This window comes from Streptomyces sp. NPDC028419, assembly GCF_055565515.1.
The window spans coordinates 94,157-115,095 of record NZ_JBVHUE010000016.1 but is presented as its reverse complement, the minus strand read 5'-3'; the positions used below and the strand labels follow the sequence as shown (position 1 = coordinate 115,095).

Here is a 20,939-nt window from a genome sequence, read left to right as displayed (position 1 = left end):
GGTCCAATTCTTTCCCCCCGCTCTCCTCACATCCCCCCCCCCCCCCCCCCCCCCCCCCCCCCCCCCCCCCCCCCCCCCCCCCCCCCCGGCGCGGGAACCCCGTAGGCTGCTCCCTCGTGAATACGGGCACAGCACAGGCAGGACGGACGCGTTCCGCGGCAGCAGGACCGGGGGATGTCGTCTGCGCCGTGCGTGACCTGGTCAAGACGTACGCCGCCGCCCGCGGCGGGCGCGGGGTCCCGGCGCTGCCGGCCACCCGCGCGAACGACGGGATCGACCTGGACGTCCGCCGCGGCGAGATCTTCGGACTGCTCGGCCCCAACGGCGCCGGCAAGTCCACCCTGGTGCGCCAGCTGACCGGACTGCTGCGGCCCGACTCCGGCTCGGTCACCCTGCTCGGCCACGACCTCGTCCGCCACCCCGAGCGGGCCTCCCGGCTGCTGGCCTACCTGGGCCAGGAGTCCACCGCCCTCGACGAGCTGACCGTGTCCCTGGCCGCCGAGACCACCGGGCGGCTGCGCGGGCTCGGTGCGCGCGAGGCCCGGGCCGAGCGGGACGCCGTACTCGACGAACTCGGGCTGACCCCGCTCGCCGCCCGGCCGCTGAAGAAGCTCTCCGGCGGTCAGCGGCGGCTCGCCTGCTTCGCCGCCGCGCTGGTGGGGGAGCGGCCCGTGCTGGTCCTGGACGAGCCCACCACCGGCATGGACCCGGTCGCCCGACGGGCCGTCTGGAGCGCCGTCGACCGGCGGCGCGCCGAGCGCGGCGCCACGGTCCTCCTGGTCACCCACAACGTCATCGAGGCGGAGACGGTCCTGGACCGGGTCGCCGTCATCGACGAGGGCCGGGTCATCGCCTGCGACACCCCGGCCGGACTCAAGGCCGAGGTCTCCGACGAGGTCCGGCTCGACCTGGTGTGGCGCGAGAGCGCCCCGCTGCACGTCCCCGAGGTCGCGGCGCTGCGGGAGCGGGCCGGGGAATCGGGGCGCCGCTGGACCCTGCGCCTGGGCGCCGACGAGGCGCGGGCGGCGGTGGCCGCCGTCACCGGGGGCCCCGCCTTCGCCGCGCTCGACGACTTCACCCTGGCCACGCCCAGCCTGGAAGACGTCTACCTCGCCCTGGGCGGGCGCACGAAGGGCCTGGTGAAGGCGTGACCACCACCGCGCACGTTTCCGCGAACACCGGGGCCGAGCCCGCCGAGCCTGCCGAGCCCCTCGCGCCCGAGCCGCTGGCCCCCCGGGCCCGGTTCCTCCCCTCCCTGGCCGCCGTCTACCGGGCGCAGCTCTCCCGGGCCCGGGTCGCCCGGATCCCGCTGCTGTTCGTCGCGACCTTCCAGTCCGTCGGCATCATGATCCTGATGCGCGGCGTGGTGGACGGGGGCGGCGGCAGCGAGGCGCGGGCCGTGGTCGCCGGGTCGTCGGTCCTCGTGGTCGCCTTCGTCGCGTTGAACCTGTTGGCCCAGTACTTCGGCCAGCTGCGCGCGAGCGGCGGGCTCGACCACTACGCCACGCTGCCGGTGCCGCCCGCCTCGGTGGTGCTGGGCGCGGCCGCCGCCTACGCCTCCTTCACCCTGCCCGGGACCCTGGTCACCGCGGTCTTCGGGTGCGTGCTCTTCGGGCTGCCGATGGGCGGGCTGTGGATCCTCGTCGCGGTGGTGCCGCTGGCCGGGGCCGCGCTGGCCGGGCTCGGCGCCGCGCTGGGCCTGCTGGCGCCGCGGCAGGAGCTGGCCACGCTGGCGGGGCAGCTCGGCATGTCGGCGGCGCTGCTGCTGGGGGTGCTGCCGCCCGAGCGGATGCCGGCGGTCATCGTGTGGGCGCGGGACCTGCTGCCGTCGACCTACGGCGTGGAGGCCTTCGCGCGCACCTTCGCCCCGCACCCGGACTGGGCCGCGGTCGGCCTCGACCTCGGGGTGTGCGCGGCGGTCGGCGTCCTCTCGCTCTTCGTCGCGACCAAGGCGTACCGGCGGGCGGCGGTCCGCTGACGCCGGGCCGGGTTCCACCTGGCACGATGTGGGGGTGACCGAAGCCGTGACCCCGCAGCCGCCCCGAGACCCCTTCGAGGCCCCCGTGCTCGACGAGCGCGTGCTCGACCAGCCCGCAGCCACCGGCTCCCCGGCGGTGACCGCCGCCGAGGTCCGCGACGGCGCCGCCGTGGCCCTCCTCGTCGCAGTGGCCGGGGTGCTGCTCGGGCTGTTGTGGATGTGGCTCTCGCCCCGGCTCCAGTACGTCTCCAACGGGCAGGCGGTCTACCTCAAGGACACCGAGAGCGAGGCGCGGATCGGCTCGGACGGCACCTTCATGCTGCTGTCGGCGGGTCTGGGGGCGCTGAGCGCGGTCGCCACCTTCCTGTGGCGGCGCGCGGGGGGCGTGCCCCTGGCCGTCGGGCTGGGCCTGGGATCCGTCTTCGCCTCGCTCGTGGGCTGGCGGCTGGGGCTGTGGCTCGGGCCCTCCAGCGACCTGGTCGCCCGGGCGAAGGCGGCGGGCGAGGGCGTGCCCTTCGACGCGCCGCTCCAGCTGCTGGCCTACGGGGTGCTGCTGGCGTGGCCGATGGCGGCCGTCGCGGTGCACCTGGGCCTGACGGCCCTGTTCACCCCCCGGGACCCGGTCACCGCCGCCCCCTGGGTCGACAGCTACCCCCCGGCCCACGTCCACGCCCCGTCCGCCCCGACGGACGAGAAGCCGCAGCAGTAGCCGGCGGACGGGCCCGCGCCCGCGCACGTCCGGTCAGCGATCGAGCCCCGTCCACGTCTCCAGCGGACGGTGACCGCACCCCGTGCGCCGCACGATCGTCCCTGGTCATCGCCTTGATCGGCCACCCGTACCGACCTGGCGGGCCCCGGCCCGAAGGGCCCGCGCCCGCTCCGGGCGCGCTCCAGCGCCGCTCGGGTTTCCCCTTGTCGTATGAGCCCCGCACTACCGAGCAGTTCCGGGTTCATCGACATGAGGAGATCACGTTGAGCACGTTGCGCAAGTCTCTGGCCCTCACCCTCGCCGCCGGTGCGGCGGTCGCCGGTTCCCTGCTCGGCGCGGGTACCGCCAGTGCGGGGGCGTGGAACGACTGGGGCTCGGGCAGCTACCACGCCGGCTACGACGGTGTGGCGGGCAGCGGTAGCTTCACGCTCAAGGGCCGCGCCTGCGGTGGCGGCGACGCCCGGTACTTCTACGTGCAGCTCGTCCGCACCCGGGATTCCGCGAAGATCTCGTCGACCTACAGCTACCCGGCCGACAACCAGGTCTACAGCCAGGGCGGCTCCGGGATTTCGAGCGGCACGGCCTACTACACCCGCTGGTACGGCCAGAACAACAACCTCAGCAACGGCTACTCGGCGCCCTGCGCCGGCGGCGGCTTCGACTCCTGATCATCGCTGAACCAGGGCGGGGGACGGCCGGTCGCGCAGGCGGCGCGGCCGTCCCCCCCCGGGACGCACGGTCATCACACGGGGGGAAGCGATGAAGAGGATCCGGAGCCGGAGCGCCGCCGCGGCGTTCGCGCTGCTCGCGGCCGGCGCGCTGAACGGGTGCGCCACGACGGAAGCCGCCCCACGGGCCGAGGGGCCCCGGGCGGAGTCCCTGGCGCAAGTGGCACAGGGCCGTGAGGGAGCCCGGCCCTGGCGCGTCGAGCTGGTCAGGCAGGACGGTCAGTTGTGCACGGCGGTCACGATCCGGGCGAAGGTCGTGGGCATCGCCTGCCCGCCGGCCTCGGCGAAGGACCGACCGCTGAACTTCGCCGTCGACGGCACCAAGGAGCTCGTCGTCGTCCACGGGCTGGTCGGCGCACAGGTCGCCTCCCTGGAGCGGACCGACGTGGGCGACGGGGGGCCGCGGTTCGTGGTGACCCAGTCGCTCGGGGCCGACCCGGCACACCGGTACTTCGCCTACGCCGTCGTGCCCGGGCGGGCGCGCGACCTGGTGGCCAAGGGAGCCGACGGCGTCGTGCTCGTGTCCAGCGCGGCGAAGCTGGCCGATGCCCAGAGCCTGGCCGACGCGCCGCCCCCGCCGCCGGGCGGCGCCGCCGCGCCGTCGCGGTAGCGGTCAGCGCGGGCGCAGGCCGTCGAAGACCACCTGGAAGATCCGTTCCCTGGGTTCCGGGTCCGGGCCGAGCTGCTCCAGGGCCCTGCTGGTGCCGGCCAGGAGGGCGAGGAACTCCGCCAGCTCCAGGTCCGGGCGGACCGCGCCGGAGCGCTGGGCCCCGGCGAGCAGTTCGGCCAGCCGGCTCTGGATCTGTTCCGTCGGCCCGCGCAGGGACGCGTGGACGTCGACCCCGGCCGCGGCGAGCGCCCGCGCGAACTCGTTCTTGCCCACGGACTGCTCCACGACCAGGCGGAAGCAGGCGGCGAAGGCCTCGCCCGGCGCGGAACCGGCGGCGAGCCGCGCGGTGCGGGCGGCGATGTCCTCCAGCCGGCGCACCATCACGGCCTCCAGCAGCGCTTCCTTGGTCGGGAAGTGGCGGAAGAGCGTGCCGACGCCGACCCCCGCGCTGCGGGCGATCTCCTCGGTCGGCACGCCGACGCCGCGGGTGGTGAACACCTGCGTGGCGACCTCCAAGAGCCTGGCCCGGTTGCGGGCGGCGTCCGCCCGCAGGGGGCGCTCGGCGGCGCCGCTCATCGCTCTCCCACCCTCTGCACCTCTTCCGGTCGCCGGTGGGCACGCCGCGCACCCTGGACAACCGGACTCGGCAGTCCGTATCGTTTAAACGGAGTTACCAGTCCGATTAGGGTCGCGGATTCCACCGGAGGTTGATCATGTCCGAAACAGCCGAACCCAGTGAAGTCTTCCAGAAGCTGATCGAGGGCATCGCCGCCGGGCGGTACGCGGAGCTGGCCCGGCTCTACGCCGAGGACGCCGTCGTGGAGAGCGTCTTCGCGCCGGTGGGACCGCGCCGCCTGGCGGGGCGGGCCGCGATCGGCGAGAGGTTCGCGCAGGTCGCCGAGCACACCCCGCTGGAGCTGACCCCGCGCAACGTGGTGGTCCGCCGGACGGACGACGCCGAGGTGGTCGTGGCCGAGTACGACTACGAGGTGCACCACCGGCCCAGCGGCAAGACCTTCGAGGTCTCCAACATCCAGGTCCTGCGGATCCGCGACGGCCTGATCGTCAGCAGCCGGGACTACCACGACCACCTGGCCCTCGCCGTGGCCGACGGTCAGCTGCCCCAGCTGGTGGCGGCGCTGGAGGGCGGGGCCGCGTAACCCGACCGCCGGGAAAAGCTAGCCCCGGGCGATCGGGGCGAGGGTGGCGGCCGTCAGGGTCGCCAGCGCCGTCGGGGGCAGCTCGACCTCCAGACCGCGGCGGCCCGCCGACACGCAGATCGTGGCGTGCGCCGAGGCCGAGGCGTCCAGGACCGTGCGGAGCCGCTTGCGCTGCCCCAGGGGGGAGATGCCGCCGCGGACGTAGCCCGTGGTGCGCTCGGCCAGCACCGGGTCCGCCATCGCGGCCCGCTTGCCGCCGACGGCCGCCGCCAGGGCCTTGAGGTCCAGGCTCCCGGCCACCGGCACCACCGCCACCGTCAGCTCCCCGTCCACGTCCGCCACCAGCGTCTTGAAGACCCGGTCCGGGGAGACCCCCAGCGCCTGGGCCGCCTCCTCGCCGTACGACGCGTGCGCCGGGTCGTGCGCGTAGGCGTGCGTACGGAACTCCACGCCCGCCGCGGTCAGCGCCACCACGGCCGGGGTGGCGGAGCCGGAGCCGCCCTGCTTCGTCTTCTTCGCCATCTCGCCGTGCCGCTCCGCCCTCGCTCGCCGTGCCGTCGTCAGTTCAGGTTCGTGGGGGTGCGGGTCAGGTCGATCATCGGCAGGGACGGCAGGTGGCGGATGACCGCCGTCTCCGACCGCAGCAGGGTCAGCTCCTCGGCCAGCCGCGTCGCCGTGTCCGGGGCCTGGAGCAGCCGCTGCTTGGACGGGATGTCCAGCACGGCGGCCGCCGCCACCAGGTACGACACCACCGAGGGGTCGTCCGGCAGCTCGGCACCCGTCAGGGACCGCTCGCGGGCTCCGGCGAGCCGCTTCTGGTACGAGCGGAACGCCCGCAGCACCCCTTCCGCCAGCGCACCCGCGCTGTCGCCCGCGTCCTCGGGCAGCTCCTCCAGCTCGGCCACCAGGAAGGGGCCGCTCGCGTCCACGGAGAGCAGCCGGACCCGGGAGGTCCCGGTGGCCAGCACCTCGAAGCTGCCGTCCTCGCGCTCGCGGATCGTCGCCGCGTCCGCGATGCAGCCCACCCGGTGGAAGGCCTGGATCGGGTCCGTGCCGAAGCCCGCGGCCGGGCCGCGTTCCGGCAGGGCCGTCTGGTCCGGCAGGCCGGGCGCGGTGGGCGCCACCTCGCGGCCGTCGCGGATCGCCACGACGGCGAAGCGGCGCGGTTCCTCCTCGCCCGTCTTCAGCAGGTCGCGCATCATGGCGCGATAACGCTCCTCGAAGATGTTCAGCGGGAGGACGAGTCCCGGGAACAGCACCGTATTGAGCGGGAAGAGGGGCAGACGAACGGTGGTCACGAGGCTCAGGGTAGTGGCCGGGCGGCCACCCCCGTCACCTTGTCCGCCCACCGCGTAGCACCGGCTTCCCGCCGGGCGTGCGCCCGGCTCCCGCCGCACACCGCGCCGCGCCCCGCCTACCCGCGCCGCAGCAGCCGGGACGCTCCGGTCGCCACCGTGGTCGCCAGCACCCACCCCAGCAGCACCAGCACGGACGCGCCCCATTGCCAGCCGCCCTTGAGCAGCCACTGTCCCTGCTGCCCGAGGTCGATGACCGGGAGCAACAGGTCCAGGGCGAAGAGCGCGGCGCTCCACTGCGGGTGCTCGTCCGCCTTGATCGGCTCCGGGTCGTGCAGCGAGAACAGCACCGCGCCCGCCGCCCACAGCACCGCCATCCACAGCGCGGCCCGCCCGGGCCGGTACCCGTAGGCCATCGTCCAGTCCTGCAGGTACCCCCACGCCTTCGCCGCGGGCGGCAGCGTCGCCCGGCGCCCGGCGCATCTTGGCGAGCAGCACCTCCCGCGCGTCCGCGTCCTCCCCGCTGGCCCGCAGCACGGCCGCCAGGCGCTCGTACGGCTCGGGGGAGTACTCGGCGGTGGACGCCTCCGCCCACGCCAGGCGGCGGGCGAGCGGGAAGTGGCCGCGGGGCGCCAGGTTCTCGTAGACGAACCCCTCCATCGACACCGCGCCCGGAGCCGCGGGCCAGCTGGTGGACTGGTCGACCAGCTTGACCACCTTCGCCCCCGACACCACCACCCGCCCCCGCTCCGGCTGCTCGCCCACGAACCGCAGCTCGGGGGTCTGGATCCGGCGCAGCGATATCTCCTGCTCCTCGGTGAGCAGGAAGCGGGCGCCGTAGAAGTCCACCGCGTCCCCGAACCGCCCGTCGTCCAGCCGCAGCCCGCCCCGGCACTCGAAGCGCCGGGCGCGGCCGCCGCGCGTGGGCGTCTGGCCCCAGCCGTAGGGGGGAGTGGCCCCCGGGTCGCCGTTCCCGCTCGACAGGGCGATCGAGGTCAGGTAGAGGGTCCGCTCGACGGTCAGGGTGGGCGCGTTCAGCGCGAGCCGCCCGTACGGATTGCTGAGCCGGGCCCCGCGCAGGCTCATCGACACCCCGATCTTGGCCCCGCGCAGGCTGACCTCTCCGTACGTCCTGATCAGGTCGGCCTGGAAGTCCTGCGCCACCGACATGCCGTCGGCGGCGATCGCCCGCCCGCGGTTGTCCCGCTGCACGACCAGCTCGCTGATCAACAGATCGGTGCCGATCTGCGCGTCCGTCAGCCGGATCCCGCGGGCCACCCGGCAGCGCAACAGGTGCAGGTCCCCCGCGGTGTGCAGACGGGCCGCGTCGAGGCGGGGCACCGCGCAGTCGACCAGGCGCAGCGTGCCCAGCCGGGTCTCGGACAGCTGGACCTCGCTGTCGAAGCGGCAGGACTGGACCTCGACGTACGGGTCCACCGCGCCGCCGGACAGATCGAGCCGCCCGGTGATCCGCGCGCCCCGCAGCTTCAGCGACGACACCCGGCCCGGCACCGGCGGCGGCCCGTGGAGCAGCAACAGCGCCACCACCCGCGCGCGCACGCTGCGCGCCGGCCCCCACACGTGGTCCCCGTGCGGATCGTCCTCGACGGCGACCCGCGCGCTCAGGTCGCAGACGTTGCCGGTGCGGAAGGCGCTCCACATCCGTCGTTCCGGCTCCGTCAGGTCCTGCGGCTCCTCGCCCGGACGCGGCTCCGCCACGGCGGCCCCCCTTCAGCTGTCTTCCCCCGTCACCCCGTGTATCCGAAACGCTAGGTGACGCCGGTGACGACCGGGGCGCGTATCAGCCAGTGATACGGACGAACGGCGGCGAGATGCGGTCTGAGAGAATTGGGAGGTGATCTCTCGTATCGACCTGCGCGGCGACTCCCTCCCCGAGGGGGGCGCCCTGCGCGATCTGCTGCCCCGTGCCGAGTTCGACGTAGCGGCCGCCCTGGACAAGGTGCGGCCCATCTGCGAGGACGTCCATCATCGTGGCACGGCGGCGCTGATCGAGTACGCGCGGAAGTTCGACGGGGTCGTGCTGGAGCGGATCCGGGTTCCCGAGGAGGCCATCAAGGCCGCCCTGGAGGGACTGGATCCGGCCGTCCGCGCGGCCCTGGAGGAGTCGATCCGGCGCGCCCGGATCGTGCACGCACAGCAGCGCCGCTCCGAGCACACCACCCAGGTCGTCCCCGGCGGCACCGTCACCGAGAAGTGGGTCCCGGTCGAGCGCGTGGGCCTCTACGCGCCCGGCGGCCGCTCGGTGTACCCGTCCTCCGTGGTCATGAACGTCGTCCCGGCGCAGGAGGCGGGCGTCGGATCGATCGCGCTCGCGTCCCCGCCGCAGGCCGACTTCGACGGCCTGCCGCACCCGACGATCCTGGCCGCCTGCGCGCTGCTCGGCGTCGACGAGGTGTACGCGGCCGGCGGCGCCCAGGCCGTGGCGATGTTCGCGTACGGCACGGACGAGTGCGCCCCGGCGAACATGGTGACCGGCCCCGGCAACATCTGGGTCGCCGCCGCCAAGCGCTACTTCACCGGCAAGATCGGCATCGACACCGAGGCCGGCCCCACCGAGATCGCGGTCCTCGCGGACTCCACGGCCGACCCCGTGCACGTCGCCGCCGACCTGATCAGCCAGGCCGAGCACGACCCGCTGGCCGCCGCCGTCCTCGTCACGGACTCCGTCCAGCTGGCCGAGGCCGTCGAGCGCGAGCTGGCCCCGCAGGTCGCGGCGTCCAAGCACGTCGAGGACCGGATCAAGCCCGCCCTGGCGGGCCGCCAGTCCGCGATCGTCCTGGTCGACAGCCTGGAGGACGGCCTGAAGGTGGTCGACGCGTACGGCGCCGAACACCTGGAGGTCCAGACCGCCGACGCGGCCGCCTGGGCCGCCCGGGTGCGCAACGCGGGCGCGATCTTCGTCGGCCCGTGGTCCCCGGTCTCCCTCGGCGACTACTGCGCCGGCTCCAACCACGTGCTGCCCACCGGCGGCTGCGCCTGCCACTCATCGGGCCTGTCCGTGCAGTCCTTCCTGCGCGGCATCCACATCGTGGACTACAGCCGCGACGCCCTCGCCGAGGTCGCCCACCACGTGGTCACCCTCGCCGAGGCCGAGGACCTGCCCGCGCACGGCGCCGCCCTCAAGGCGCGCTTCGGATGGAAGGTTCCCCAGCGGTGACCCGGCCCGTGAACGCCGATCTCGGCATCGACGACCTCCCCATCCGCGACGAGCTCCGCGGCCAGACCCCCTACGGCGCGCCGCAGCTCGACGTACCCGTCCAGCTCAACACCAACGAGAACCCGTACCCCCTGCCCGAGGAGCTCGTCGCCCGCATCGCGGAGCGCGTCGCCGAGGCCGCCCGCACCCTCAACCGCTACCCCGACCGGGACGCGGTCGAGCTGCGCACCGAGCTGGCCGCCTACCTCACCCGCACCGGCAAGCACCCGGTCGCGCGGGAGAACGTATGGGCCGCCAACGGCTCCAACGAGGTCCTCCAGCAGCTGCTCCAGACCTTCGGCGGACCCGGCCGCACCGCGATCGGCTTCGAGCCCTCGTACTCGATGCACGCCCTGATCGCCCGCGGCACCGGCACCGACTGGATCTCCGGTCCGCGCCGCGACGACTTCCGCATCGACGCGGACGCGGCCGCCCGGGCGATCGCGGAGCACGCCCCGCACGTCGTCTTCATCACCTCGCCCAACAACCCGACGGGCACGGCGGTCGAGGCCGAGACGGTCCTGGCCCTCTACGAGGCCGCCCAGGCCGCCCGCCCGTCGCTGGTGATCGTGGACGAGGCGTACGTCGAGTTCAGCCACCGGGACTCGCTCCTGCCGCTGCTCGAAGGCCGGCCGAACCTGGTGGTCTCCCGGACCATGTCCAAGGCCTTCGGCGCCGCCGGACTGCGCCTGGGCTACCTCGCGGCGCACCCCGCCGTCGTGGACGCCGTACAGCTGGTGCGCCTGCCGTACCACCTCTCCGCCGTCACCCAGGCGACCGCGCTGGCCGCCCTGGAACACACCGACACCCTGCTCGGCTACGTCGAGCAGCTCAAGGCCGAACGCGACCGGCTGGTCACCGAACTGCTCGCCATGGGCTACGAGGTCACCGCGTCCGACGCGAACTTCGTGCAGTTCGGGACGTTCGCGGACTCCCCCACCGCATGGCGGCAGATCCTCGACCAGGGCGTCCTGGTCCGGGACAACGGCGTACCAGGATGGCTGCGGGTCACCGCGGGCACCCCGGCCGAGAACGACGCGTTCCTGGAAGCGGTTCGCGCACTGAAGAAGGAGCAGCAGGCATGAGCCGCATCGGAAGAGTCGAACGGACGACCAAGGAGACCTCGGTCCTCGTCGAGATAGACCTCGACGGCACCGGCAAGGTCGACGTGTCCACCGGTGTGGGCTTCTACGACCACATGCTCGACCAGCTCGGCCGCCACGGCCTCTTCGACCTCACCGTCAAGACCGAGGGCGACCTGCACATCGACAGCCACCACACCATCGAGGACAGCGCGCTGGCGCTGGGCGCCGCCTTCAAGCAGGCCCTCGGCGACAAGGTCGGCATCTACCGCTTCGGCAACTGCACGGTGCCGCTGGACGAGTCCCTCGCCCAGGTCACCGTCGACCTGTCGGGCCGCCCCTACCTGGTGCACACCGAGCCCGAGAACATGGCGCCGATGATCGGGTCCTACGACACGACCATGACCCGGCACATCTTCGAGTCGTTCGTCGCGCAGGCGCAGATCGCCCTGCACATCCACGTCCCGTACGGGCGCAACGCCCACCACATCGTGGAGTGCCAGTTCAAGGCCCTCGCCCGGGCCCTGCGCTACGCCGCCGAGTTCGATCCGCGCGCCGCGGGCATCCTTCCCTCCACGAAGGGCGCCCTCTAACCGTGAACGGCCTCAACACCATCCTGATCGTCCTCGGCCTCTTCCTGGCCGGCGGCGTCTACTCCTTCCAGAAGCAGAAGATGCCCAAGTCGGTCGTCATCCTGCTCGCCATCGGCTCCGCGATGTGTCTGGCCGCCGGAGTCCTGCGCATCCAAGGGATTTGGGAATGAGCGACGAGACCCCCACCCGCACCGCCCGGCCCACCCGGCCCACCAAGAAGGTCGTCGTCTTCGACTACGGCTTCGGCAACGTCCGCTCCGCCGAGCGCGCGCTCGCGCGCGTCGGCGCCGAGGTGGAGATCACCCGCGACTACGACAAGGCCATGGACGCCGACGGCCTGCTGGTGCCCGGCGTCGGCGCCTTCGAGGCCTGCATGCGCGGCCTCAAGGGGGTCCGCGGCGACTGGATCATCGGTCGCAGGCTCTCCGGCGGACGCCCGGTCATGGGCATCTGCGTCGGCATGCAGATCCTCTTCGAGCGCGGCATCGAGCACGGCGTGGAGACCGAGGGCCTCGACGAATGGCCCGGCACGGTCGAGCCGCTCAAGGCCCCGATCGTCCCCCACATGGGCTGGAACACCGTCGACGCACCCGCCGACAGCCAGGCCTTCGCCGGCCTGGACGACGACGCGCGCTTCTACTTCGTGCACTCCTACGCGGTGCGCGAGTGGAGCCTCGAAGTCACCAACCCGCTGATCCGCGCCCCCAAGGTCAGCTGGGCCACGCACGGCGAGCCCTTCGTCGCGGCGGTGGAGAACGGCGCCCTGTGGGCCACCCAGTTCCACCCCGAGAAGTCCGGCGACGCCGGTGCCCAGCTCCTCACCAACTGGATCGAGACTCTCTGATGGCGAATCTGGTGAACCCGGCGGGCACGCTCGAGCTGCTGCCCGCCGTCGACGTCCGCGACGGCCAGGCGGTCCGCCTGGTGCACGGCGAGTCCGGCAGCGAGACCTCCTACGGCTCGCCGCTCCAGGCCGCCCTCTCCTGGCAGGCCTCCGGCGCCGAATGGCTGCACCTGGTCGACCTCGACGCCGCCTTCGGCACCGGTGACAACCGCGCCCTGGTCGCCGAGATCACCGGCGCCATGGACATCAAGGTCGAACTCTCCGGCGGCATCCGCGACGACGCCACGCTCGCCGCGGCCCTCGCCACCGGCTGCACCCGGGTCAACCTCGGCACCGCCGCCCTGGAAACCCCGGACTGGGTCGCCAAGGTCATCGCCGAGCACGGCGACAAGATCGCGGTCGGGCTCGACGTGCGCGGCACGACCCTCAAGGGCCGCGGCTGGACCAGCGAGGGCGGCGACCTCTACGAGGCCCTCGCCCGCCTGGACTCCGAAGGCTGCGCCCGCTACGTCGTCACCGACATCGGCAAGGACGGCACCCTGACCGGCCCCAACCTGGAGCTGCTCACGAACGTCTGCGCCGCCACCGACCGGCCCGTCGTCGCCTCCGGCGGCATCTCCTCGCTGGACGACCTGCGGGCACTGGCCGCGCTGGTCCCGCAGGGCGTCGAGGGCGCGATCGTCGGCAAGGCCCTGTATGCGAAGGCCTTCACCCTCGAAGAGGCCCTGAAGGCGGTGGCCCTGTGAGCGAGGTGCGCAAGATCTCCTCCGGCGGCCCCTGGGAGGAGGCCGTCGGCTACTCCCGCGCCGTCGCCCTCCCCAACGGTCTGGTCCTGGTCTCCGGCTGCACCTCCGTGGTGGGCGGCCAGATCGCCGCGGGCGGCCCCTACGAGCAGGCCATGAACTCCTTCAAGGTCGCCTTCGACGCCCTCGCGCAGGCGGGCCTCGGCCCCGAGCACGTCGTGCGCACCCGGATGTACATCACGCACGCCCGGGACGTGGACGAGGTGGGCCGCGCGCACAAGGAGCTGTTCGACGCCGTCCGGCCCGCCGCCTCCATGATCATCGTGTCCGGCTTCATCGACCCCAGCCTGGTCGTCGAGGTCGAGGTCGAGGCCTACCGAGGAGAGAGCGCATGACCCTGGCCGTACGGGTGATCCCCTGCCTGGACGTGGACAACGGCCGGGTCGTCAAGGGCGTCAACTTCCAGAACCTGCGCGACGCCGGCGACCCCGTCGAGATGGCCAAGCTGTACGACGCCGAGGGCGCCGACGAGCTGACCTTCCTCGACATCACCGCCTCCTCCGGCAACCGCGAGACCACCTACGACGTGGTGCGCCGCACCGCCGAGCAGGTCTTCATCCCGCTCACCGTCGGCGGCGGCGTGCGCACCGCGGACGACGTGGACAAGCTGCTGCGCGCGGGCGCGGACAAGGTCGGCGTCAACACCGCCGCCATCGCCCGCCCCGAGCTGATCCAGGAGATCGCCGAACGCTTCGGCCGCCAGGTCCTCGTCCTGTCCGTCGACGCACGGCGCACCGCGGCCGGCACCTTCGAGGTCACCACCCACGGCGGCCGCCGGGGCACCGGCATCGACGCCGTCGAATGGGCCCACCGCGCCGCCGAACTCGGCGCCGGGGAAATCCTGTTGAACTCGATGGACGCCGACGGTACGAAGGACGGCTACGACACCGAGATGATCGCGGCCGTGCGCCAGCACGTCAGCGTCCCGGTGATCGCCTCGGGCGGCGCGGGCAAACTGTCCGACTTCGCCCCGGCGGTCGCGGCGGGCGCCGACGCGGTGCTCGCGGCCTCGGTGTTCCACTTCGGAGACCTGCGCATCGGCCAGGTCAAGGACGCGCTGCGGGGGGCCGGACACCCGGTCCGCTGAGACGTCCGTCCGCCGACGGGTCTGGGGGGACTCGGATGAACCGGAACGTCTGGCGCTGGCTCACGGCCTACGCCGCCTCGCTCGTCGGCGACGGGATCTACTTCCTCGCCCTCGGCTGGGCGGCGGCGCAGACCGCCGGGCCCGCGCAGGTCGGCCTGGTCATGGCGGCCGGGGCGGTGCCGCGCGCCCTGCTGATGCTGGGCGGGGGAGTGGTGGCCGACCGCTTCGGCCCCCGCCTGGTCGTCATCTCCTCCGACGCGGTGCGCTGCGCGGTGGTGCTCGCCCTGGCCGCGGTGGTCGCCCTCACCTCGCCCGGGCTGTGGCTGCTGGTCGCCGTCGCCCTGCTGTTCGGCGCCGTCGACGCGCTCTTCATGCCGGCCGTGGGGGCGCTGCCGCCGCGGATCGCCGGACCCGGGCGCCTCGTCCGGGTCCAGGGGCTGCGCAGCCTGGTCGAGCGCGTGGGCAACACCGCCGGGCCGCCGGTGGCCGGTCTGGCCATGGGGCTGGGCGGCCCGGCGGCCGCCTTCGCGGTGGCCGCGGCCCTGTTCGGGCTCTCCCTGGCCCTCCTGGTGGCGGTCCGCCTCGGCCCGCTGCCGACGGCGTCCGACGCGCCGGGGGAAGGGCGCCCGGAATCCCCCTGGCAGCAGTTGCGTTCGGGCCTGGCCTACATACGCCACCACCGTCTGATCGGCCCGCTGATCCTCTCCGGCACCCTCAGCCAGCTCGGTACGTCCGCCCCGCTCAGCGTCGGCCTGCTCCTCCTGGCCGAGGAGCGCGGCTGGGGCGCGTCGGGGGTCGGCTGGGTCGTCGGGGCCTTCGGGGCCGGGGCGGCCTCCAGCGCCCTGCTGCTGACCCTGGTGCGCGGGGTGCCGCGGGCGGGGGCGGTGCAGAACCTCACCCTGATCGTCGGATCGGCCGCCATCGGAGCCCTGGCCCTGGCGCCGAGCCTGCCGGTCGCGGTGGGGCTCGCGGTGGCGGGGGGCCTGGTGTGCGGGATCTGCGGGGGCCTGGCCATCGCCCTCATCCAGACGGCCACGGACCCCTCGTACCTCGGTCGGGTCAGCTCGGTGATGGCCTTCACCGCCGTCGGCCTGGCCCCGCTGGCCTACCCCGCCTTCGGCGTGGCCGTCGAGCTGTGGGGCATCGTCCCCGTGTTCCTCGCGGGTGGCGCGCTGAGCATGGCGGGCGCCGTCGTCGGCACCGCCGCGCCCCTGGTCCGCCGGGCGGAGCTCACCTTCGCCTGAGGGCCCGTACGCGTGGCGCGCGGGAAGTAGGACGGGATCTGTCCGCCTGCCCCCTTAGCGTGGCGCCATGACCGCCACCCGGCCGAGAATCGGCGACGAGCACCGCCGCGCCCTGCTCGTGACGCGCCACCTGCTGACGCCCGCGACCCGCGCCGCCACCCCCGAGCAGGTCGTCGACGCCCTGCTCGCCCTGCACGCCACCGATCCCGCCAGCGTGTACCTCAGCGCGGCCGCCCGGATGGCCACCCCCTCGGCGGCGGAGCTGGAGCGGGCCCTGTACACCGACCGGAGCCTGGCGCGGATGCTGTGCATGCGCCGCACCATGTTCGTCGTGCCCCGCGCCCTGGCCCCCGTCGTCGACGCCTCCACCGCCCGCGCCGTGGCCGCCCGCGAGCGCACCGGGCTCCTGAAGGTGCTGGCCGAGCAACTCGGTCACGACGCCGACTGGTTGGCCCGGACCGAGGCCGCCGTGCTCGCCGCCCTCGCCGAGCGCGGGGAGGCGTCGGCGACCCAACTCGCCGACGCGGTGCCCCGGTTGAAGGAGGTGATCGTGGTGGCGCCGGGCAAGCCCTACGAGGCCAGGCCGCGCATCACCAGCCGGGTCCTGTCCGTGCTCGCCGCCGAGGGCCGCATCCGCCGCGGACGCCCGCTCGGCAGCTGGGCCTCCTCGCAGTTCCGCTGGATGCCCGCCGAGCCCCACCCCGAGCTGCCCGTCGACCTGGCCAGGGCCGAACTGGCCGCCGCCTACCTCGCCGCCTTCGGCCCCGCCACCACCGCGGACCTCAAGTGGTGGACCGGCTGGACGCTCACCGACACCCGCAAGGCGCTGGCCCGGATCGACACCGTCGACGTCGACCTGGGCCACGGGCCGGCCCACGCCCTGCCCGCCCAGCTGGAGGCTCCCGCCGCCCCCGAACCCGCCGCCGTCCTGCTGCCCTCGCTCGACCCCACCCCCATGGGCTGGATCCAGCGCGACTGGTACCTGGACCCGGCCCACGTCCCCGAGCTCTTCGACAACAACGGCAACATCGGGCCCACCCTGTGGTGGGACGGCCGGATCGTGGGCGGCTGGACGCAGCGACCCGACGGCGAGATCGTCACCGCGCTCCTGACCGGATCCGACCCCGGCCGCGACGCCCGCCGCGCCATCGAGGCCGAGAGCGCACGCCTGGCCGCCTTCTTCGGCGACCTGCGCGTACGCCCCAGCATGCGCACCCCGCTGGAGCGGCGACTCTCGGCGGGACCGGGCCCGGGCGACTGACGACAGGGCCTAGAGGCCCAGCTTCGCCGCCGTCAGTTTCGCCACCGCGTCCTTCTCGCCGTCCAGTTCGATCCGCGACGCGTCCTGACGGCCGAAGCAGAACAGGGTCAGCTCGCCGGGATCGCCCGTCACCGTGACCACCGGCGTGCCCTTGTGGGCCACCGCCGTCTGGCCGTTCGGGCGGCGCAGCACCAGGCCCACCGGGGAGCGGCGGCCCGTCAGGCGGGCCAGCTTCTCCAGGCGCGACCACAGCGAGTCCGAGAACACCGGGTCCAGCTCGCGGGGCGACCAGTCCGGTTGGGCCCGGCGCACGTCCTCCGCGTGGACGTAGAACTCCACCGCGTTCGCGGCCTCGTCGATCTGCTTCAGCGAGTACACCGACATCTTCGGCGGGCCGGTCCTGATCAGCTGGATCAGTTCCTCGTACGGCTTGGCCGCGTACTCGGCCATCGCCTTGTCCAGCCGGGCCTTGAGCACGTTCAGCAGGATCCCGCCCGCCGCGTCCGGCCGACGCTCCCGCACCACCACGTGCGCCGCCAGTTCCCGGGTCCGCCAGCCCTCGCACAGCGTCGGGGCCTCGGGCCCCGCCGACTCCAACAGGTCCGCCAGCAGCAGTCGTTCACGCTTCGCATGGGTAGACATGCGGGCCAGCCTACGACCGGAACCGGCCCCGCGCCTGCTCATCAGGCGGACAGTCCTCCGTAATCGCCCGCCCCGCGCGGCACAATGGTCCCCATGAGTACGTCCTCCCTCGACCCCGCGATCGCCGCGCGCCTCAAGCGCTCCGCGGACGGTCTGGTGCCCGCCATCGCCCAGCAGTACGACACCGGTGAGGTGCTCATGCTCGGCTGGATGGACGACGAGGCCCTGCACCGCACCCTGACCACCGGCCGCTGCACGTACTGGTCCCGCAGCCGCCAGGAGTACTGGGTCAAGGGAGACACCTCCGGCCACTTCCAGCACGTGAAGTCCGTCGCCCTCGACTGCGACGCCGACACCGTGCTCGTCCGGGTCGACCAGGTCGGCGCGGCCTGCCACACCGGCACCCGCACCTGCTTCGACACCGACGTCCTCCTCCGCCCCGCCGAAGCCGAATAGGTAAGGTCGCACGCCATGGATCTTGAAACGTTCCGCAAGCTCGCGGCCGACCGCCGGGTCATCCCCGTCAGCCGCCGCCTCCTCGCCGACGGGGACACCCCGGTCGGCCTCTACCGCAAGCTGGCCGCCGAGCGCCCGGGCACGTTCCTGCTGGAGTCGGCCGAGAACGGCCGCTCCTGGTCGCGCTACTCCTTCGTCGGCGTCCGCAGTGACGCGACCCTCACGGTCCGCGGCGGCGAGGCGCACTGGATCGGCACCCCGCCCGTCGGCGTGCCCACCACCGGCGACCCCCTCGACGCGCTGCGCGCCACCGTCGAGGCCCTGCACACCCCGCGCGACCTCTCGGGCGGTCTGCCGCCCTTCACCGGCGGCATGGTCGGCTACCTGGGCTACGACATCGTGCGCCGGCTGGAGCGGATCGGCGAGCACACCCGCGACGACCTCGAACTCCCCGAGCTGACGATGCTGCTCACCTCGGACATCGCGGTCCTCGACCACTGGGACGGCACGGTCCTCCTGATCGCCAACGCGATCAACCACAACGACCTCGACACGGGCGTCGACGAGGCGTACGCCGACGCCGTCGCCCGGCTCGACGCGATGGAGGCCGACCTCTCCCGCCCGGCGCCGTACACGCCCGCGCCGCTGCCGGCCTCCGAGCTGCCCGCGTACTCGGCCCTGTGGGGCGGCGAGAAGTACCAGGCGGCCGTCGAGGACGTCAAGGAACGCATCCGCGCGGGCGAGGCCTTCCAGGTCGTGCCCTCGCAGCGGTTCGAGACCCCCTGCACCGCCTCCGCCCTGGACGTCTACCGGGTGCTGCGCGCCACCAACCCGTCCCCGTACATGTACCTCTTCCGCTTCGAGAACGGCTTCGACGTCGTCGGCTCCAGCCCCGAGGCCCTGGTCAAGGTCGAGGACGGGCGGGCCATGGTCCACCCCATCGCCGGTACCCGGCACCGCGGCGCCACCCCGCAGGAGGACCACGACCTCGCCGAGGAGCTGCTGGCCGACCCCAAGGAGCGCGCCGAGCACCTCATGCTCGTGGACCTCGGCCGCAACGACCTCGGCCGGGTCTGCGAACCCGGCAGCGTCGAGGTCGTCGACTTCATGAGCATCGAGAAGTACTCGCACGTCATGCACATCGTCTCGACCGTCACCGGCCGCGTCGCCGAGGACCGGACCGCCTTCGACGTGCTGACCGCCTGCTTCCCGGCCGGCACCCTGTCCGGGGCGCCCAAGCCGCGCGCCATGCAGATCATCGAGGAGCTGGAGCCCTCCCGCCGCGGGCTCTACGGCGGCTGCGTCGGCTACCTCGACTTCGCCGGTGACGCCGACACGGCCATCGCCATCCGCACCGCGCTGCTGCGCGACGGCACGGCGTACGTGCAGGCCGGAGCCGGGGTCGTGGCCGATTCCGTGCCCGAGCTGGAGGACGCCGAGTGCCGCAACAAGGCTGCCGCGGTGCTCCGCGCGGTCGGAGCGGCGAACCGGCTCCACTCCGCCTGAAGCGGTAGGGGATAGTGGGGTACGTGAGCGCCGTACCCCCACCCCGAACCGATCCCGCCGCCGACCCGGAAGCCGATGCGGCCGCCGCGCGCGGCGGCGGCAGCCGCCGCAGCGTCGCCGCGGCCCTGCTGCTCGGCGCGCTCGGCGCCACCGTCGTCCTGCTGGCCTCGGGCCGGACCTGGGCGCGCGGCACCGCCGCCGCGGCCGGGGGCGGCGCGCTGCCGCTGTCGGCCGACGGGCGGGCGGTCACCGGGGTCCCCGCGGCCCTGGCCATCGTGGCCCTCGCGGCCCTGGTCGCCGTCTTCGCCGTACGCGGCCGCAGCCGGCTGCTGGTCTCCGCCCTGCTCGCGCTGAGCGGCCTCGGCGCGGTCCTCACCGCGCTGGCGGGGGCCGGCGACCGGGCGGCGCTGGACGACGCGGCCGCCCGTACGACCGCGGACACCGCCGCCCACGCGGCCGCGCTGACCCACACGGCGTGGCCGTACGTGACGGCGGGGGGCGCGCTCCTGATCCTGCTGGCCGGGCTGCTGGCCCTGCGCTTCGGCCGGAGCTGGCCCGCGATGGGCGGTCGCTACGAGCGCGACGGCACGCCCCGGCCACGCAAGGCGCCGGTGGTGGACCCGGACCGGCCGGAGGACCTGTGGAAGGCGCTGGACCGGGGCGAGGACCCCACGAGCGGGCGCTGAAAGCCTGCTCACCCCCCGTGCGCGAGGGGCGTCCCGGGTGCGGGACAATGAGGAAAACGATGGCCGGGCGGTCGTACAGACGCGTTCGACAGAGCAACACAGACCAACACAGACCAACGAGGAGCAACTCATGGCGGGCACTGACCACGGACACACCCCGGCCGCCTGGACCGGTGTCATCATCGCTTTCGTCGGTTTCTGCGTGTCCGGCGCCTTCATGGTGCTGGCGAACCTGACCGGCTTCATCGCCGGACTGGTCATCGTGGCGCTGGGCGGCGTCGTCGGCATGGCGATGAAGGCGGCGGGCATGGGCGCGCCGAAGGCCGAGCACAAGGACCTCGCGACGGTCATCGCCGCCGCGAAGGCCGCCAAGGCCGCGAAGGTCTGATGTTCCGGAGCGGAATCGAAAGGCGCGGCCCCGTCGGGCTGCGCCTTTTGTCATGACCGGCGAGAATCAGCGCGTGGACGCCTCACGCACCCCGCTGGCGACGCCCGGGCCGCCCGGCGCCGCGCCCGCCGCCCCCACCCGGGCCCGTCGCCTCGCCGCTCCGGCGCTCACGCTGGCCGTGGCCGCCTCGGCCCTCGGCTACGTCGCCGCCGTGGACCCGTACGAACCGGGCCACTACCCGGTGTGCCCGCTGTTCCGGCTGACCGGGATCCTGTGCCCCGGCTGCGGCGGTCTGCGCAGCGCCCACGCGTTCGCCCACGGCGATCTGATCACCGCTCTCGGCGCGAACGCCATGGCGGTCATCGGCTACTTCGTCTTCGCCGGCTTCATGATCCTGTGGCTGATTCGCGCCTATCGCGGCGGGCCGACCCCGCGGCTGGCCCTCGCACCGCTGTACTGGTGGGGAATCGGAGCCGTGGCGCTGATTTTCGCCGTTGTCCGAAACCTGCCCTTCGGGTCGGCGCTGGCCCCGTGAGGCCGTACGCCGCCCGGATTGAAGAGCAGATTCCGAATGTCCAGTCAATGGGACGCCGTCAATCGTGTGCAGAGGCGAGTGCCTCCTGCGGATACCATTTGATTGCTGACCTTGA

General features: G+C 73.8%; 25 protein-coding genes and 1 pseudogene. 21 read left to right on the top strand and 5 right to left on the bottom strand.

The genetic code is table 11. The features are described from left to right. Positions 1 to 116: 116 nt before the first annotated feature. The 5 genes from ACZ4UB_RS20095 to ACZ4UB_RS20075 all read left to right on the top strand — a co-directional run bounded on the left by ACZ4UB_RS20095 (position 117) and on the right by ACZ4UB_RS20075 (position 4,025). Positions 117 to 1,151, top strand: coding sequence for an ABC transporter ATP-binding protein (locus tag ACZ4UB_RS20095; protein ID WP_468071822.1), 1,035 nt, complete (start codon positions 117 to 119; stop codon positions 1,149 to 1,151). Further along, positions 1,148 to 1,978: an ABC transporter permease gene (locus ACZ4UB_RS20090; RefSeq protein ID WP_468071820.1), complete on the top strand. Its 831-nt coding sequence runs from the start codon at positions 1,148 to 1,150 to the stop codon at positions 1,976 to 1,978. The genes ACZ4UB_RS20095 and ACZ4UB_RS20090 overlap by 4 nt, the downstream gene beginning before the upstream one ends. A gap of 34 nt (positions 1,979 to 2,012) precedes the next feature. Continuing rightward, a complete protein-coding gene (locus ACZ4UB_RS20085; protein ID WP_468071818.1) occupies positions 2,013 to 2,687 on the top strand; it encodes a hypothetical protein in 675 nt (224 codons plus the stop codon). A gap of 263 nt (positions 2,688 to 2,950) precedes the next feature. Further along, complete coding sequence (locus tag ACZ4UB_RS20080) at positions 2,951 to 3,355, top strand: hypothetical protein (RefSeq protein ID WP_354383939.1); 405 nt, start codon at positions 2,951 to 2,953, stop codon at positions 3,353 to 3,355. Positions 3,356 to 3,446: 91 nt separating this feature from the next. Next, entirely contained in the window at positions 3,447 to 4,025 is a 579-nt protein-coding gene (locus ACZ4UB_RS20075) for a hypothetical protein (protein WP_468071815.1), read from the top strand. A gap of 3 nt (positions 4,026 to 4,028) precedes the next feature. On the opposite strand, the gene ACZ4UB_RS20070 is transcribed toward ACZ4UB_RS20075, so the two are convergent. Continuing rightward, entirely contained in the window at positions 4,029 to 4,601 is a 573-nt protein-coding gene (locus ACZ4UB_RS20070; protein ID WP_354383941.1) for a TetR/AcrR family transcriptional regulator, read from the bottom strand. A 137-nt stretch (positions 4,602 to 4,738) separates the two neighbouring features. On the opposite strand from ACZ4UB_RS20070, the gene ACZ4UB_RS20065 reads away from it, so the two are divergent. Further along, positions 4,739 to 5,185 carry a nuclear transport factor 2 family protein gene (locus tag ACZ4UB_RS20065; protein ID WP_468071813.1) on the top strand — a complete coding sequence of 149 codons (447 nt, stop codon included), beginning with the start codon at positions 4,739 to 4,741 and terminating at the stop codon, positions 5,183 to 5,185. Between the two features lie 18 nt (positions 5,186 to 5,203). Here ACZ4UB_RS20065 and ybaK read toward each other — a convergent pair whose 3' ends face one another. The 3 genes and pseudogenes from ybaK to ACZ4UB_RS20050 all read right to left on the bottom strand — a co-directional run bounded on the left by ybaK (position 5,204) and on the right by ACZ4UB_RS20050 (position 8,199). Next, positions 5,204 to 5,707 (bottom strand): Cys-tRNA(Pro) deacylase, encoded by a 504-nt coding sequence (ybaK, locus tag ACZ4UB_RS20060; RefSeq protein WP_354383943.1) that lies wholly within the window; start codon positions 5,705 to 5,707, stop codon positions 5,204 to 5,206. A gap of 38 nt (positions 5,708 to 5,745) precedes the next feature. Next, positions 5,746 to 6,687 (bottom strand): LON peptidase substrate-binding domain-containing protein, encoded by a 942-nt coding sequence (locus tag ACZ4UB_RS20055; RefSeq protein WP_468071811.1) that lies wholly within the window; start codon positions 6,685 to 6,687, stop codon positions 5,746 to 5,748. Then, positions 6,600 to 8,199, bottom strand: a pseudogene (locus ACZ4UB_RS20050) (oxidoreductase). The gene ACZ4UB_RS20055 and the pseudogene ACZ4UB_RS20050 overlap by 88 nt, the downstream one beginning before the upstream one ends. 136 nt (positions 8,200 to 8,335) lie before the next feature. Between ACZ4UB_RS20050 and hisD the strand changes: the two are divergent. From hisD to ACZ4UB_RS20000, 10 genes are all read left to right on the top strand, one after another. Next, complete coding sequence (gene hisD / locus ACZ4UB_RS20045) at positions 8,336 to 9,658, top strand: histidinol dehydrogenase (RefSeq protein ID WP_468071809.1); 1,323 nt, start codon at positions 8,336 to 8,338, stop codon at positions 9,656 to 9,658. Next, positions 9,655 to 10,782: a histidinol-phosphate transaminase gene (locus tag ACZ4UB_RS20040; protein ID WP_468071807.1), complete on the top strand. Its 1,128-nt coding sequence runs from the start codon at positions 9,655 to 9,657 to the stop codon at positions 10,780 to 10,782. Before hisD ends, ACZ4UB_RS20040 begins: the two co-directional genes overlap by 4 nt. Further along, positions 10,779 to 11,372, top strand: a complete 594-nt coding sequence (gene hisB, locus ACZ4UB_RS20035; protein WP_328298154.1) for an imidazoleglycerol-phosphate dehydratase HisB — start codon at positions 10,779 to 10,781, stop codon at positions 11,370 to 11,372. Before ACZ4UB_RS20040 ends, hisB begins: the two co-directional genes overlap by 4 nt. 2 nt (positions 11,373 to 11,374) lie before the next feature. Then, positions 11,375 to 11,542, top strand: coding sequence for a hypothetical protein (locus ACZ4UB_RS20030; protein ID WP_354383948.1), 168 nt, complete (start codon positions 11,375 to 11,377; stop codon positions 11,540 to 11,542). Next, a complete protein-coding gene (gene hisH / locus ACZ4UB_RS20025; RefSeq protein ID WP_354383949.1) occupies positions 11,539 to 12,216 on the top strand; it encodes an imidazole glycerol phosphate synthase subunit HisH in 678 nt (225 codons plus the stop codon). Before ACZ4UB_RS20030 ends, hisH begins: the two co-directional genes overlap by 4 nt. After that, positions 12,216 to 12,962 carry a bifunctional 1-(5-phosphoribosyl)-5-((5-phosphoribosylamino)methylideneamino)imidazole-4-carboxamide isomerase/phosphoribosylanthranilate isomerase PriA gene (gene priA / locus ACZ4UB_RS20020; RefSeq protein WP_468071804.1) on the top strand — a complete coding sequence of 249 codons (747 nt, stop codon included), beginning with the start codon at positions 12,216 to 12,218 and terminating at the stop codon, positions 12,960 to 12,962. Before hisH ends, priA begins: the two co-directional genes overlap by 1 nt. After that, a complete protein-coding gene (locus tag ACZ4UB_RS20015) occupies positions 12,959 to 13,354 on the top strand; it encodes a RidA family protein (RefSeq protein ID WP_468071802.1) in 396 nt (131 codons plus the stop codon). The genes priA and ACZ4UB_RS20015 overlap by 4 nt, the downstream gene beginning before the upstream one ends. Next, positions 13,351 to 14,106 carry an imidazole glycerol phosphate synthase subunit HisF gene (gene hisF, locus ACZ4UB_RS20010; protein WP_404015572.1) on the top strand — a complete coding sequence of 252 codons (756 nt, stop codon included), beginning with the start codon at positions 13,351 to 13,353 and terminating at the stop codon, positions 14,104 to 14,106. The genes ACZ4UB_RS20015 and hisF overlap by 4 nt, the downstream gene beginning before the upstream one ends. Before the next feature lie 35 nt (positions 14,107 to 14,141). Further along, positions 14,142 to 15,350 carry an MFS transporter gene (locus ACZ4UB_RS20005; protein ID WP_468071800.1) on the top strand — a complete coding sequence of 403 codons (1,209 nt, stop codon included), beginning with the start codon at positions 14,142 to 14,144 and terminating at the stop codon, positions 15,348 to 15,350. A 67-nt stretch (positions 15,351 to 15,417) separates the two neighbouring features. Next, positions 15,418 to 16,611: a winged helix DNA-binding domain-containing protein gene (locus ACZ4UB_RS20000; protein WP_468071798.1), complete on the top strand. Its 1,194-nt coding sequence runs from the start codon at positions 15,418 to 15,420 to the stop codon at positions 16,609 to 16,611. Between the two features lie 9 nt (positions 16,612 to 16,620). On the opposite strand, the gene ACZ4UB_RS19995 is transcribed toward ACZ4UB_RS20000, so the two are convergent. Then, entirely contained in the window at positions 16,621 to 17,253 is a 633-nt protein-coding gene (locus tag ACZ4UB_RS19995; RefSeq protein ID WP_468071796.1) for a TIGR03085 family metal-binding protein, read from the bottom strand. A gap of 84 nt (positions 17,254 to 17,337) precedes the next feature. Here ACZ4UB_RS19995 and hisI point away from each other — a divergent pair, with 84 nt between their 5' ends. From hisI to ACZ4UB_RS19970, 5 genes are all read left to right on the top strand, one after another. Further along, positions 17,338 to 17,709: a phosphoribosyl-AMP cyclohydrolase gene (gene hisI, locus ACZ4UB_RS19990; protein ID WP_354383956.1), complete on the top strand. Its 372-nt coding sequence runs from the start codon at positions 17,338 to 17,340 to the stop codon at positions 17,707 to 17,709. A gap of 15 nt (positions 17,710 to 17,724) precedes the next feature. Further along, positions 17,725 to 19,215 carry an anthranilate synthase component I gene (locus tag ACZ4UB_RS19985; protein ID WP_354383957.1) on the top strand — a complete coding sequence of 497 codons (1,491 nt, stop codon included), beginning with the start codon at positions 17,725 to 17,727 and terminating at the stop codon, positions 19,213 to 19,215. A 14-nt stretch (positions 19,216 to 19,229) separates the two neighbouring features. Beyond that, positions 19,230 to 19,901, top strand: coding sequence for a TIGR02234 family membrane protein (locus ACZ4UB_RS19980; RefSeq protein WP_468071794.1), 672 nt, complete (start codon positions 19,230 to 19,232; stop codon positions 19,899 to 19,901). A gap of 130 nt (positions 19,902 to 20,031) precedes the next feature. Next, positions 20,032 to 20,289, top strand: coding sequence for an HGxxPAAW family protein (locus ACZ4UB_RS19975; protein WP_354383959.1), 258 nt, complete (start codon positions 20,032 to 20,034; stop codon positions 20,287 to 20,289). 52 nt (positions 20,290 to 20,341) lie between these two features. Continuing rightward, on the top strand, positions 20,342 to 20,824 hold the full coding sequence (locus tag ACZ4UB_RS19970) for a DUF2752 domain-containing protein (protein WP_468071792.1): 483 nt from the start codon (positions 20,342 to 20,344) through the stop codon (positions 20,822 to 20,824). The last annotated feature ends 115 nt before the right edge of the window (positions 20,825 to 20,939 follow it).